The 13,324-nt window shown below is 58.8% G+C and carries 13 protein-coding genes and 1 tRNA gene; 5 read left to right on the top strand and 9 right to left on the bottom strand.

Features of this window, described 5'->3' with window-relative positions; all coding sequences use genetic code 11:
• Positions 1–173: 173 nt before the first annotated feature.
• From MHH62_RS12835 to MHH62_RS12795, 9 genes are all read right to left on the bottom strand, one after another.
• On the bottom strand, positions 174–1,097 hold the full coding sequence (locus tag MHH62_RS12835) for a sigma 54-interacting transcriptional regulator (protein ID WP_014716829.1): 924 nt from the start codon (positions 1,095–1,097) through the stop codon (positions 174–176).
• Positions 1,098–1,418: 321 nt separating this feature from the next.
• Positions 1,419–2,519, bottom strand: a complete 1,101-nt coding sequence (gene ychF, locus MHH62_RS12830; protein ID WP_014716830.1) for a redox-regulated ATPase YchF — start codon at positions 2,517–2,519, stop codon at positions 1,419–1,421.
• 22 nt (positions 2,520–2,541) lie between these two features.
• Positions 2,542–3,126, bottom strand: a complete 585-nt coding sequence (gene pth / locus MHH62_RS12825; RefSeq protein WP_010213318.1) for an aminoacyl-tRNA hydrolase — start codon at positions 3,124–3,126, stop codon at positions 2,542–2,544.
• A 167-nt stretch (positions 3,127–3,293) separates the two neighbouring features.
• Positions 3,294–3,893, bottom strand: coding sequence for a 50S ribosomal protein L25/general stress protein Ctc (locus MHH62_RS12820; protein WP_339233013.1), 600 nt, complete (start codon positions 3,891–3,893; stop codon positions 3,294–3,296).
• Positions 3,894–4,030: 137 nt separating this feature from the next.
• Positions 4,031–4,972 (bottom strand): ribose-phosphate pyrophosphokinase, encoded by a 942-nt coding sequence (locus MHH62_RS12815; protein WP_003171603.1) that lies wholly within the window; start codon positions 4,970–4,972, stop codon positions 4,031–4,033.
• Positions 4,973–5,018: 46 nt separating this feature from the next.
• Positions 5,019–5,093 (bottom strand) — tRNA-Gln (locus MHH62_RS12810).
• A 37-nt stretch (positions 5,094–5,130) separates the two neighbouring features.
• Positions 5,131–5,934: a 4-(cytidine 5'-diphospho)-2-C-methyl-D-erythritol kinase gene (gene ispE, locus MHH62_RS12805; RefSeq protein WP_178114207.1), complete on the bottom strand. Its 804-nt coding sequence runs from the start codon at positions 5,932–5,934 to the stop codon at positions 5,131–5,133.
• 49 nt (positions 5,935–5,983) lie between these two features.
• Entirely contained in the window at positions 5,984–6,601 is a 618-nt protein-coding gene (gene lolB / locus MHH62_RS12800; protein WP_003188354.1) for a lipoprotein insertase outer membrane protein LolB, read from the bottom strand.
• A gap of 4 nt (positions 6,602–6,605) precedes the next feature.
• Positions 6,606–8,330, bottom strand: a complete 1,725-nt coding sequence (locus MHH62_RS12795; RefSeq protein ID WP_014716833.1) for a tetratricopeptide repeat protein — start codon at positions 8,328–8,330, stop codon at positions 6,606–6,608.
• 244 nt (positions 8,331–8,574) lie between these two features.
• Between MHH62_RS12795 and hemA the strand changes: the two genes are divergently transcribed.
• The 5 genes from hemA to murI are packed head-to-tail and all read left to right on the top strand — an operon-like array spanning position 8,575 to position 13,310.
• Positions 8,575–9,864 (top strand): glutamyl-tRNA reductase, encoded by a 1,290-nt coding sequence (gene hemA, locus MHH62_RS12790; protein ID WP_003188356.1) that lies wholly within the window; start codon positions 8,575–8,577, stop codon positions 9,862–9,864.
• Complete coding sequence (gene prfA / locus MHH62_RS12785; protein ID WP_014716834.1) at positions 9,861–10,943, top strand: peptide chain release factor 1; 1,083 nt, start codon at positions 9,861–9,863, stop codon at positions 10,941–10,943. Before hemA ends, prfA begins: the two co-directional genes overlap by 4 nt.
• The gene (prmC, locus tag MHH62_RS12780; protein ID WP_014716835.1) at positions 10,944–11,774 is read left to right on the top strand and encodes a peptide chain release factor N(5)-glutamine methyltransferase; all 831 of its coding nucleotides are present in this window, start codon (positions 10,944–10,946) and stop codon (positions 11,772–11,774) included.
• Positions 11,768–12,523, top strand: coding sequence for a molybdopterin-synthase adenylyltransferase MoeB (locus MHH62_RS12775; protein WP_020301462.1), 756 nt, complete (start codon positions 11,768–11,770; stop codon positions 12,521–12,523). The genes prmC and MHH62_RS12775 overlap by 7 nt, the downstream gene beginning before the upstream one ends.
• Positions 12,516–13,310: a glutamate racemase gene (murI, locus tag MHH62_RS12770; protein WP_032903976.1), complete on the top strand. Its 795-nt coding sequence runs from the start codon at positions 12,516–12,518 to the stop codon at positions 13,308–13,310. The genes MHH62_RS12775 and murI overlap by 8 nt, the downstream gene beginning before the upstream one ends.
• Positions 13,311–13,324: the final 14 nt, after the last annotated feature.

Genomic DNA, 13,324 nt, shown 5'->3' with positions numbered 1-13,324 from the left:
CATATTTTGCAGCTATAATTGTGTGGCCTATAAAACGGATGCGTTCCAAAAGTTTTGAGCGGAGGTGTAACGAAATATGATCCTCAATATTTGAGAAACTATCAGCTCTTCATGTGCTGGCTCGTATCATTGAGGTTTTGACTATAAGATTTTTGAACCGGGCGTGATCAAGCTTATGCCAATGATATGTTCAATTGTTTCATTCTGTAATACAGCGTGCGCTTCGCAACCCCCAGCTCAATGGCTACGGTATCCACACAGTGTTGGTGACGGTACATCGACTCTTCAATCAACGCTTTTTCAATTTGTTGAAGGCGTGCCTTCAGGTCCGTCTGAGGGGGCGGCTGACGGCAGGCGGGCGCTGAGAGCGGCGGGAGGCCCAGGACGAACCGTTTCGCCGCCGAGCGTAGCTCGCGAACATTACCCAGCCAGGGGTGGCAGAGCAGTTCATGCAACAGGCCGTCAGAAGGCGATGGAGGTGTGCAATTGAACTGGTCTGCTTCTTCCTGAATCATCTGCAGAAACAACGGGATGATGCGCTCGCGCCGATCGCGCAGGGCGGGCAGTTCGATGTTCACGACATTCAGCCGAAAGTAGAGATCACGCCTGAAGGCGCCTTGGTCGACCATGATTTGCAGGGATTGCTGGGCCGATGCAATGACGCGCATGTCCACGGAAATGAACCGAGTCGAACCCAGGCGCTCCACCCCGCGGCACTCCAGCACACGCAGTAGCTTGGCTTGCAGGCTCAAGGGCATGCTGTCGATCTCATCAAGGTACAGAGTACCCAAGTGGGCGGCTTCGACAAATCCAGCCCTTGATTGCACTGCCCCGGTGTAGGCGCCGCTGTTGACACCGAACAGCTGGCTTTCCGCCAGGCTTTCAGGGATGGCCGCACAGTTCACGGCGACAAAATTACCTCGTCGACCCGATAAGCGATGAATCCGTTGTGCAAGCGTATCTTTGCCGGTACCCGTTTCTCCCAACAGCAGGATGTCAACGTTAAGCGCGGCAGTGTTGTTAAGTGTGGTTTCAATTTCCTGACCATCGATGAGTGAAACGTCTGTTGTATTATCCTTCTGGACGTAGGCCGACATCGATGTGTACTCCCTGTTCGCTAGTACTTCACTGTAGAAGGACGGTGTGCAAGCGCCAACTCAGTAGAACGCAGAATATAAAAGTTGTCACCCGGCGAAGAGGTAGTTATGTGCCGGAATAATGTAGGAAAATGACTGTAAGTTTAAGTTTTTAATGTGCTCGGCTTTAGTTTGGTTAAAGCGTCGAAAAAGGTAAGTAGGAGAATTCTGAGATAGTTGAGTATTTGGATATGTGTTTTTATTTGTAAGCTTAAATGCCGGCCACAAAAAAGCCGATGCAATGCATCGGCTTTTTGTTCGCAGTCAATACTGCGGTGGTGCTTACACGTTAAAGCGGAAGTGCATCACATCGCCATCTTTAACAATGTAGTCCTTGCCTTCCAGGCGCCATTTACCGGCTTCCTTGGCACCGGCTTCACCCTTGAACTGGATGAAGTCGTTGTAGGCGATCACCTCAGCTCGGATAAAGCCTTTCTCAAAGTCGGTGTGGATCACGCCAGCAGCCTGTGGCGCGGTGGCGCCGACCTTGACGGTCCAGGCGCGGACTTCTTCGACACCGGCGGTGAAGTAGGTCTGCAGGTTGAGCATTTCGTAGCCTGCGCGGATCACGCGGTTCAGGCCAGGCTCTTCCAGGCCCAGGGCCTCGAGGAACATGTCCTTTTCTTCGCCGTCATCGAGCTCGGCGATTTCCGCTTCGATCTTGTTGCACACCGGAACAACGATGGCGCCTTCTTCGTCGGCAATAGCCTTGACCACGTCGAGCAGCGGGTTGTTCTCGAAGCCGTCTTCGGCAACGTTGGCGATGTACATCACAGGCTTGGTGGTCAGCAGGTGGAAGCCCTTGATCACGGCCTTCTCATCGGCCCCCATGTTCTTCATCAGGCTGCGCGCAGGCTTGCCTTCGGTGAAGTGCGCGATCAGCTGCTCCAGCAGGCCCTTCTGGACCACTGCATCCTTGTCGCCGCCCTTGGCGTTACGCGCGACTTTCTGCAGTTGCTTTTCGCAGCTGTCGAGGTCGGCGAAGATCAGTTCCAGGTCGATGATCTCGATGTCGCGCTTGGGGTCGACGCTGTTGGAGACGTGAATCACGTTCTCGTCTTCAAAGCAGCGGACCACATGGGCGATAGCATCGGTTTCGCGGATGTTGGCCAGGAACTTGTTGCCCAGGCCTTCACCTTTCGAGGCGCCGGCGACGAGGCCCGCGATGTCGACGAACTCCATGGTGGTCGGCAGGATGCGCTTGGGATTGACGATGGCCGCCAGTGCGTCAAGACGCGGGTCCGGCATCGGCACGATGCCGCTGTTGGGTTCGATGGTGCAGAAGGGGAAGTTCTCCGCCGCAATACCGGACTTGGTCAGGGCGTTGAACAGGGTGGACTTGCCGACGTTGGGCAGGCCGACGATGCCGCAATTGAATCCCATGGTGTTTCCCCTCGGATAAGAGTCAGGCCTTCTGGCTGTGCAGGTTTTTCATCGCACGGTTCCATTCACCGGCGAAGATATCCGGCAGCACGCCGAGGGCAAAATCGATGCTGGCATCGAGTTTTTCCTGTTCGGCGCGTGGCGCACGACCCAGGACGAAATTTGAAACCATACTGGCAACGCCTGGGTGGCCAATGCCGAGCCGCAGACGGTAAAAATTATTCTGATTGCCCAACTGCGCGATGATGTCACGCAGGCCATTGTGCCCACCATGCCCGCCGCCGAGCTTGAGCTTGGCTACGCCGGGTGGCAAGTCCAGTTCGTCATGGGCCACCAGGATTTCTTCGGGTTTGATCCGGAAGAAGCCCGCAAGCGCCGCGACAGCCTGGCCGCTGCGGTTCATATAGGTGGTGGGAATCAGTAGACGAACATCCTGACCCTGGTGCGAGAAGCGCCCGGTCAGGCCAAAATATTTGCGATCGGCCACCAGGTTGACGCCTTGGGCGTGGGCGATGCGCTCAACAAAAAGGGCCCCCGCGTTATGCCGGGTCTGTTCGTATTCGGCGCCTGGATTTCCCAGGCCAACGATCAGTTTAATGGCAGTCACGACAGGAGCCCTTCCTTTGGAGTTGTGGATAACATCGCCGTACCCAGGTGCGGCGAAAGTGGACGACACTACATCATTTACTCAAGAGTAAACGCCGCGTTATCGCCCGCTTTCTCGCTACGTTTCGGTCCGCGATGTTTCCTCAAGCTCCGGCAATACAGAGTGAATTACTCTGCAGCGCCTTCTTCAGCTTCTTCTGGAGCAACGCGTGGAGCGTGAACGTTGGCAACAGCTTTGTCATCACTGTGAGCCAGTGCGACAAACTCAACGCCTTTAGGGGCCTTGAGGTCGGACAGGTGAACGATGGCGCCGATTTCCAGAGCCGACAGGTCGACTTCGATGAACTCAGGCAGGTCTTTCGGCAGGCAGGTCACTTCGATTTCGTTCAGGACGTGAGAGATCTCGCCGCCTTTCTTGACCGGAGCTTCTTCACCCACAAAGTGCACAGGCACGATGGCGGTCAGTTTCTGGCCAGCTACAACGCGAACGAAGTCAGCGTGCATGATGAACTGCTTGGAAGGGTGACGCTGCATCGCTTTAACGATGACGTTCTGCTTGGCGCCGTCGACGTTCAGCTCGATAACGTGGCTGTAGGCAGCTTCGTTTTCGAACAGCTTGGCGATTTCCTTGGCCAGGATGGTCACGGATTCAGCAGGCTTGTTACCACCGTAGACAACGGCTGGGATGTTGGCGGCGTGACGCAGGCGGCGGCTCGCACCTTTCCCCAGGTCAGTACGCGCTTGGGCGTTCAGAGTAAATTCGTTCATGTTGTATCTCCAAAATAGCCATCATCGAGGGGCGTTTGCGACCAGCGCCGAACTCGATATGGGCAAAAAAGCCCCGCCCCAGCGGAATGCTGGGGCGGGGCGCTTTTCGTCAGTGAGGTGATCCGTTGGTTTGACCCTTAACGGAACATCGCGCTGATCGATTCTTCATTGCTGATGCGGCGAACCGCTTCGGCAACGACCGGTGCAATATCCAGTTGGCGGATACGTGCACAGGCTTGAGCTGCGGCGGACAACGGGATGGTGTTAGTCACCACCAGTTCGTCCAGCACGGAGTTCTCGATGTTTTCGATCGCTCGGCCCGACAGCACAGGGTGTGTGCAGTAGGCGAAGACTTTTGCTGCACCGTGCTCTTTCAAGGCTTTCGCCGCGTGGCACAGCGTGCCGGCGGTGTCGACCATGTCATCAACCAGAATACAGGTACGCCCTTCGACATCACCGATGATATGCATCACTTCAGAGTGATTGGCTTTCTCACGGCGTTTGTCGATGATCCCGAGGTCCACGCCCAGGGATTTGGCAACAGCCCGTGCACGCACGACGCCACCAATGTCCGGGGACACGATCATCAGGTTTTCAAAGCGCTGGTCTTCGATGTCATCCACCAGGACGGGGGAGCCGTAGATGTTATCTACCGGAATATCGAAGAACCCCTGGATTTGGTCAGCGTGCAGGTCAACCGTGAGCACACGGTCGATACCTACCACGGTCAGCATGTCAGCAACGACTTTCGCGCTGATAGCTACACGTGCGGAGCGCGGACGGCGATCCTGACGGGCATAACCAAAGTAAGGGATTACAGCTGTGATTCGAGTCGCTGAGGAGCGGCGGAAGGCATCAGCCATCACGACGAGTTCCATCAGGTTATCGTTGGTCGGAGCGCAGGTCGGCTGAATAATGAAGACGTCTTTACCGCGGACATTTTCATTGATCTCGGCTGTAATTTCGCCGTCGGAGAATTTACCGACAGAGATGTCACCGAGAGGGATATGCAGCTGACGTACGACACGTCGAGCCAGATCGGGGTTGGCATTCCCCGTAAAGACCATCATCTTGGACACGCGCAGTACCTAGAGGCTGAGGGTAACCTGGATGAGTATTAGAAAATGGCAGGGGCGGCTGGATTCGAACCAACGCATGGCAGGATCAAAACCTGCTGCCTTACCGCTTGGCGACGCCCCTGTATCTGTTGCAACGAGTGCCTAACACTCGGTTCCTTTTAGAGCAGACTTTGCAGCTTGCGATGCAACATCGAAACGTTGCTTCCTTTTGCTACAAACCCTGTAAGGGTCTCTGTAAGAAGGGCCGAGACTTTATCAGCTTCAGCTTTGCTTGGGAAGCCCCCAAACACACAACTTCCAGTGCCGGTTAATTTTGCTTCGGTAAATTTACCTAACAAATTCAAAGCGTTACGTACCTCTGGATAACGCCTTGCTACAACCGGTAAGCAGTCATTTCGACTGTTTCCCTTGGGAACGGGGCGCACTTTAATGGGAGAAGAGTTACGTGTCAACAACGGATCTGAAAAAATTTCTGCTGTACTTACAGATACTTGCGGCACCAGCACGACATACCAAGGTTCTTCGGGCTCTACAGGGGTGAGTTTCTCCCCAACGCCTTCAGCAAATGCGGCGTGCCCCCGCACGAAAACCGGGACGTCGGCGCCCAGCGTGAGGCCCAGCGCAGCAAGGCGATCGTGGTCCCAGCCCAGTTGCCATAAGTGATTTAGGCCCAACAAAGTGGTCGCGGCATTGGAGCTGCCGCCACCGATACCCCCGCCCATGGGCAGGATTTTGTCGATCCAGATATCAATGCCAAGTGGGCAGCCGGATTGTGCCTGAAGTTTTTTGGCTGCCCGCACAATCAGATTGCTGTCGTGGGGCACGCCGTCGAATTCGGTGTGCAGTTGGATTACGCCATCCTCACGCACGGCAAAGGTCAGCTCATCGCCGTAGTCGAGAAACTGAAACAGCGTCTGCAACTCGTGGTAGCCATCTTCACGACGGCCAAGGATGTGCAGCATCAGGTTGAGCTTGGCCGGGGAGGGCAGGGTCAATTTTTGTGCGGACACGTTATTGCCCCAGTTTGCGCGGTTGCCAGTCCTTGATCACCAGCGTGACATCAAGGTCGGTGCCATGCAGCTTGATACGTTCGGGAAGCCAATAGCCGCTTTGCTCCACGTAGCTCAAATATTCGACCTGCCAGCCATCCTGCTCCAGGGTGGCGAGGCGGCTGTCGCCATTGAGGCTCAGCCGGCTCTTGCTGTCAGGTGCCGGCAGGCCGCGGACCCACCAGACCAGATGAGAGACGGGCAGCTTCCAGCCAATCTGCTGCTCCAGCAGTTCTTCCGGAGAGGTTGCCTCGTAGCGGCCCTGATTGGCCACTTCCAGGCTTACTTGCCCTGGCCTGCCAGTCAGGCGGGCTGCGCCACGACCCAGGGGGCCCGAGAGGCGAATGTCGTAGTAGTCCTGGCGTTGCAGCCAGAACAGGGTGCCGCTGCCGGAGTCTTTCGGCGCACGCACCCCGACCTTGCCCTCGATCTGCCAGCCATCGATGCTGCTGAGCTGGTCCTTGTGTTGTTTCCATTGTGCCGGGTTGCCCTGGCCTTCAACGGATTCACGGCTGCCGATGCCCGCGCAACCGGCGAGCAGGGCGATGAAACTGAAAACGATAATGTGGCGCAAGAACATAAGCTTAAAGGGTCTCGGATCCGGTCAGGCGCTTGATGGTGCTGCGCAGGATAGGGCTGTCGGGTTGTTCCTTGAGGAATTTTTCCCAGATTTGTCGGGCTTCGCGCTGCTTGCCATTGGCCCAGAGCACTTCGCCCAGGTGTGCGGCAACTTCCTGGTCCGGGAAACGCTCCAGCGCCTGGCGCAGCAAGCGCTCGGCCTCGTCGAGGTTGCCCAGGCGGTAATTCACCCAGCCCAGGCTGTCGAGTACGGCCGGGTCTTCCGGGTTGAGCGCGTGGGCTTGTTCGATCAGCACCTTGGCTTCGGCGTAGCGCGTGGTGCGATCGGACAAGGTGTAGCCCAGGGCGTTAAGGGCCATGGCGTTGTCCGGGTCACGCTTGATAATCAGGCGCAGGTCTTTCTCCAACTGCGCCAGATCATTGCGTTTTTCCGCCTGCATGGCGCGGGTGTACAGCAGGTTCAAATCGTCGGGGTATTGCAGCAACGCCTGTTGCAATAACTTCCAGGCGCGTTCGCCCTGCTTGTTGGCCGATAAGGTCTCGGCCTGGATCAGGTACAGCTGGATGGCATAGTCCGGCTCGGCATCGCGGGCCGCGGCCAGGCGTTTTTCCGCTTCGTCGGTGCGGCCATTGCTCATCAGGATGTCGGCTTGGCGCAACTGCGCTGGCAGATAATCATTGCCGGGGCCGACTTGGGCGTATTCAAGCAGGGCCGCCTGCGGGTCGTTGCGCTCTTCAGCGATGCGGCCCAGGTTCAAGTGCGCCGAATCCACGTGGCTGTCACGTTCGATCAGCTCTTGCAGGTAGCCCTTGGCCTCGTCCCAGGCCTTGGCTTCCAGGCACACCAATGCCAGGGAATAACGCAGTTCGTCGTCGTCCGGGTATTGCTGGACCAGGTTGGCGAACTGCACTTTGGCGTCTTCCATCCGGTCCTGCTCAACCAGCATGCGTGCATAGGTCAGGAGCAGGCGCTTGTCGCCGGGGTATTTCTTGATGCTTTTTTCCAGCAGCGGAATCGCTTCCTTGCCGCGGTTAAGGCTTTGCAGCAGGCGTGCACGCAACAGGATCGGCGCGATTTCGCCTTCTTCCGGCGGGTTCTGTTCCAAGAGGTTGAGCGCGGCGTCGGCTTCATCGTCCTGTTGCAGCAGCAGGGCCTTGCCGAAAATCAACTGGCTGTTCTTCGGATGCTTTTGCAGCAGGCGATCGAAACTCTTCATCAGGCCGTTGCGCGTGTCCTGGTCGGTGTCGGCGGCCGATAGCGCAAGAAAGTCAAAATGTGTGTCGCCCTTGCCCTGCAGAACCTTCTCCATATAGACCATGGAGTCGTCATAGCGCCCGGCACGCGCCAATTGCACGGCTGCGGCGCGTTGGGCTTCCAGATCATCCGGGGCGTTTTTGGCCCAGATCAGCGAGGTGTCCAGCGCTGCCTGGTCGGCGCCCAGGTATTCGGCGATGCGAAACGCTCGCTCGGAAATCCCCGGGTCCTGGGTGTTGATGGCCTGGGTCACGTAATTATCCAGCGCAATATCGAAGCGATTGCGCTGGCCGGCCAGTTCAGCGGTCAGCAGGCTGTAGATCGTTTCTTCACTGAACGAGGAATAAACCTTGGGTTTTTCAGGGGCGGGAGTGCTGTCTTCCACCGGCGACGTAGCGTCCGGCGACACGGGTGCCATGGCCTGGCAGCCGCTGAGGAAGACAAAAGCGAGGAGCAACGCGGAAGATCTATTCATATAGGAAGAGGACGACTAACCTGCGGTCGGATCATCATGACACAAGCCTTCGGCCAAACATAACCGGGGCACTCGGAATACGACTATTGCTGCCTTTTGCCTTTCCTTTGTAGGCGCGAGCTTGCTCGCTCCTACAAAAGTGCATTGATAGGCATAAGATATAGGGACAATAGACGACGGTGGTTGTTCTGGATCTTTCGAAGTAGGACAATTGTCGGCTTCCCGACATCATCAGCGATATTGAATGGCCTTCCTCGCACTCGGTATTAACCACAAGACTGCCTCCGTAGACGTGCGCGAGCGCGTGGCGTTTACGCCAGAGCAGTTGGTTGAGGCCCTGCAGCAGCTCTGCCGGCTTACCGACAGCCGCGAAGCTGCGATTCTTTCGACCTGCAATCGCAGCGAGCTCTATATAGAGCAGGAACATCTCTCGGCGGATGTGGTGCTGCGCTGGCTGGCCGATTATCACCATTTGAGCCTCGATGACCTGCGCGCCAGCGCTTATGTGCATGAAGAGGATGCGGCAGTTCGTCACATGATGCGCGTGGCGGCCGGTCTCGACTCGCTGGTGTTGGGTGAACCGCAGATTCTCGGCCAGATGAAGTCTGCCTACGCCGTGGCCCGTGAGGCCGGCACTGTCGGCCCATTGCTGGGCCGCCTGTTCCAGGCCACCTTCAATTCCGCCAAGCAAGTGCGTACCGATACGGCCATCGGCGAAAACCCGGTGTCCGTGGCCTTTGCCGCTGTGAGCCTGGCCAAGCAGATTTTCAGCGACTTGCAGCGCAGCCAGGCCCTGCTGATCGGCGCTGGTGAAACCATCACCCTGGTGGCCCGTCACCTGCACGATCTTGGCGTGAAGCGCATCGTGGTCGCCAACCGCACCCTGGAGCGCGCCAGCATTCTGGCCGAGCAGTTCGGTGCGCATGCGGTGCTGCTGTCGGACATTCCCGCTGAACTGGTACGCAGTGATATCGTCATCAGTTCCACCGCCAGCCAATTGCCGATTCTGGGCAAGGGCGCGGTCGAGAGCGCGTTGAAGCTGCGCAAGCACAAGCCGATCTTCATGGTGGATATCGCCGTTCCCCGGGATATCGAGCCCGAAGTCGGCGAGTTGGACGACGTTTACCTTTATAGCGTCGATGATCTGCATGAAGTGGTCGCTGAAAACCTCAAGAGCCGGCAGGGTGCCGCCCAGGCCGCCGAGGAAATGGTCAGCACCGGTGCCGAAGATTTCATGGTGCGCCTGCGTGAACTGGCGGCAGTGGATGTGCTCAAGGCGTATCGTCAGCAGGGTGAACGCCTGCGTGATGAAGAGTTGCTCAAGGCCCAGCGCATGCTGGCCAATGGCAGTGGCGCCGAAGAGGTGCTGATGCAATTGGCCCGTGGCCTGACCAACAAACTGCTTCACGCGCCTAGCGTCCAGTTGAAAAAGCTTACCGCCGAAGGCCGCCTCGATGCGCTGGCCATGGCCCAGGAACTCTTTGCCCTCGGTGAGGGCGCGTCAGACAGCTCTTCGGATAAAAAACCGCAATGAAAGCGTCACTGCTCAATAAACTGGACGTGCTCCAGGACCGTTTCGAAGAACTGACCGCCTTGCTCGGCGATGGCGAGGTCATTTCCGATCAGACCAAATTCCGTGCCTATTCCAAGGAATACGCCGAAGTTGAGCCCATTGTGGCCACCTATAAAAACCTGCTGAAAGTCCAGGCCGACCTCGAAGGTGCCCAGGCCCTGCTCAAGGACAGCGACCCGGACATGCGTGAAATGGCCGTGGAAGAAGTCCGCGAAGCCAAGGACAAACTCGCTGAGCTTGAGGGTGACTTGCAACGCATGTTGCTGCCCAAGGACCCTAACGACGGACGCAACGTGTTCCTCGAAATCCGCGCCGGCACCGGTGGCGACGAGGCGGCGATTTTCTCCGGCGACCTGTTCCGCATGTATTCGCGTTATGCCGAGCGTCGTGGCTGGCGGGTGGAGATCCTCTCCGAGAACGAGGGCGAGCACGGCGGCTATAAAGAAGTCATCGCCCGGGTTGAAGGCGACAACGTCTATGGCAAGCTGAAGTTCGAGTCCGGTGCGCACCGCGTACAGCGGGTGCCGGCCACCGAGTCCCAAGGCCGTATCCACACCTCGGCGTGCACCGTCGCGGTGTTGCCTGAGCCGGACGAACAGGAAGCCATCGAGATCAACCCGGCGGACTTGCGCGTCGACACCTACCGCTCATCCGGCGCGGGTGGCCAGCACGTTAACAAGACCGACTCGGCGATCCGTATCACTCACTTGCCGTCGGGCATTGTGGTGGAGTGCCAGGAAGAACGTTCCCAGCACAAGAACCGTGCACGGGCCATGTCCTGGTTGTCGGCCAAGTTGAACGACCAGCAGACCAGCGCCGCGGCCAACGCAATTGCCAGCGAACGCAAGCTGCTGGTGGGCTCCGGCGACCGCTCCGAGCGTATCCGCACCTACAACTTTGCCCAAGGCCGGGTTACCGACCATCGGGTCAACCTCACCCTGTACTCCCTCGACGAAATTCTCGCCGGTGGCGTGGATGCGGTGATCGAGCCGTTGCTCGCCGAATACCAGGCCGACCAACTGGCGGCGATAGGTGACTGAATGACCATCATTGCCAGCCTGCTGCGCGCCGCTGACCTGCCCGACTCGCCGACGGCGCGCCTGGACGTGGAGTTGCTGTTGGCCGCTGCCCTGGGCAAATCGCGCAGTTACCTGCATACCTGGCCGGAAAAGATCGTCAGCAGCGAAGACGCCCTGACCTTTGCCGGCTACCTGCAGCGCCGCCGCAGCGGCGAGCCGGTGGCCTATATCCTCGGCCAGCAAGGCTTCTGGAAACTCGACCTGGAAGTAGCACCGCACACTTTGATCCCCCGCCCGGAAACTGAGTTGCTGGTGGAAGCTGCCCTGGAATTGCTGCCCGCCACGCCCGCCCAGATCCTGGACCTGGGCACCGGCAGCGGTGCCATCGCCTTGGCCCTGGCCAGCGAACGGCCGGCCTGGCAGGTCACGGCGGTCGACCGCGTGCTGGAGGCCGTGGCCCTGGCCGAGCGCAATCGTCAACGTCTGCACCTCAATAACGCTACGGTGCTCAACAGCCATTGGTTCAGCGCCCTGCAAGGCCACCGCTTCGACCTGATCATCAGCAACCCGCCCTACATTGCCGACAATGACCCGCACCTGGCGGCCGGCGATGTGCGCTTCGAACCGGCCAGTGCGCTGGTGGCGGGGCACGATGGTCTGGACGACTTGCGCCTGATCACCCAAGAGTCTCCTGACCACCTGAACGACGGAGGCTGGCTGTTGCTCGAGCACGGTTACGACCAGGCCCAGGCCGTGCGCGAATTGTTGCTGAACCAGGGGTTCGAAGGCGTACATAGCCGCATCGACCTCGGCGGTCACCAACGCATCACCTTGGGGCGCCGCCCGTGCTGACCGACCAGGAGCTGTTGCGCTATAGCCGGCAGATTCTGTTGCAGCCTGTCGACATCGACGGCCAATTGCGCCTGAAGCAGAGTCGCGCGTTGATCGTCGGCCTGGGTGGCCTGGGCGCTCCGGTGGCGCTTTACCTGGCCGCTGCCGGGGTGGGCGAATTGCACTTGGCGGATTTCGATACAGTCGATTTGACCAACCTGCAACGCCAGATCATCCATGACACCGACAGCGTGGGGCAGACCAAGGTCGATTCGGCCATGGGGCGCCTGAGGGCGATCAACCCTCAAGTCACCCTGGTCGCCCATCGTGCTGCGCTGGATGCCGACTCGCTGGCCGCTGCGGTCAACGCAGTGGACCTGGTGCTCGATTGCAGCGACAACTTCTCTACCCGCGAGGCGGTCAACGCGGCCTGCGTCGCCGCCGGCAAACCCCTGGTCAGTGGCGCGGCCATTCGCCTTGAGGGGCAGTTGTCGGTATTCGACCCCCGTCGCGCCGACAGCCCCTGTTACCACTGTTTGTACGGGCACGGCAGCGACACTGAACTGACCTGCAGCGAAGCCGGCGTTGTCGGGCCGTTGGTGGGGGTGGTGGGCAGCCTGCAAGCGCTGGAAGCCTTGAAGCTGCTGGCCGGTTTTGGTGAGCCGTTGGTGGGGCGCCTGTTGTTGATCGATGCGCTGACCACGCGTTTTCGCGAGTTGCGCGTCAAGCGTGACCCAGGCTGCAGCGTCTGCGGGGCAAAGCATGGTTAAGGGCGCGCCTATTGGTGTGTTCGATTCCGGCATCGGCGGCCTCACGGTGCTGGAAGAAATCCAGCAGTTGTTGCCCCACGAGTCGCTGTTGTACGTGGCTGACTGCGGGCACATTCCTTATGGCGAGAAAACGCCGGCGTTCATTCTTGAGCGTTCTCGCTCGGTCGCTGAGTTTTTCCGCGAGCGGGGCGCCAAGGCCTTTGTGATTGCCTGTAATACGGCGACTGTCGCCGCCGTGGCCGACTTACGCCAGGATTACCCTGACTGGCCATTGGTCGGTATGGAGCCTGCGGTGAAACCTGCGGCCGCAGCCACGCGCAGTGGCGTGGTGGGTGTGCTCGCCACCACCGGTACCCTGCAAAGCGCCAAGTTCGCCGCCTTGCTCGACCGCTTCGCCACCGATGTGCGAGTGATTACCCAGCCGTGCCCAGGCCTGGTGGAGCTGATTGAAGCCGGCGACCTCAACAGCCCGGCCTTGCGCGCCCTGCTGCAAGGCTATGTAGAGCCGCTGCTCAGCGCCGGTTGCGACACCATCATCCTGGGCTGCACTCATTACCCCTTCCTCAAGCCACTCCTGGCGCAGATGCTGCCCCCCAGCACCATCCTCATTGATACCGGCGCCGCCGTGGCGCGCCAGCTCAAGCGCTTGCTGGGTGAGCGCGACCTGCTGGCCGTTGGCGAACCTGAACCTGCACAGTTCTGGACCAGCGGCGATCTGTGTCACCTAAGAAATATCCTACCGACACTTTGGAAACATCCTGGAGTTGTGCGAAGCTTTGGCTCGTGAAAATTTCGTGAAAT

Source organism: Pseudomonas sp. FSL L8-0168, from assembly GCF_037976155.1.
Classification (GTDB): domain Bacteria; phylum Pseudomonadota; class Gammaproteobacteria; order Pseudomonadales; family Pseudomonadaceae; genus Aquipseudomonas; species Aquipseudomonas paracarnis.
Note: the sequence above shows the minus strand (reverse complement) of the source record. Positions and strands in the feature narration are given on the sequence as shown.

Coding starts and splice junctions, on each gene's coding strand:
- MHH62_RS12795 (WP_014716833.1), bottom strand. CDS start 8,330: ATGAATAGATCTTCCGCGTTGCTCCTCGCTTTTGTCTTCCTCAGCGGC.
- ispE (WP_178114207.1), bottom strand. CDS start 5,934: ATGCTGCACATCCTTGGCCGTCGTGAAGATGGCTACCACGAGTTGCAG.
- prfA (WP_014716834.1), top strand. CDS start 9,861: ATGAAAGCGTCACTGCTCAATAAACTGGACGTGCTCCAGGACCGTTTC.
- MHH62_RS12820 (WP_339233013.1), bottom strand. CDS start 3,893: ATGAACGAATTTACTCTGAACGCCCAAGCGCGTACTGACCTGGGGAAA.
- prmC (WP_014716835.1), top strand. CDS start 10,944: ATGACCATCATTGCCAGCCTGCTGCGCGCCGCTGACCTGCCCGACTCG.
- murI (WP_032903976.1), top strand. CDS start 12,516: ATGGTTAAGGGCGCGCCTATTGGTGTGTTCGATTCCGGCATCGGCGGC.
- MHH62_RS12835 (WP_014716829.1), bottom strand. CDS start 1,097: ATGTCGGCCTACGTCCAGAAGGATAATACAACAGACGTTTCACTCATC.
- ychF (WP_014716830.1), bottom strand. CDS start 2,519: ATGGGATTCAATTGCGGCATCGTCGGCCTGCCCAACGTCGGCAAGTCC.
- lolB (WP_003188354.1), bottom strand. CDS start 6,601: ATGTTCTTGCGCCACATTATCGTTTTCAGTTTCATCGCCCTGCTCGCC.
- hemA (WP_003188356.1), top strand. CDS start 8,575: ATGGCCTTCCTCGCACTCGGTATTAACCACAAGACTGCCTCCGTAGAC.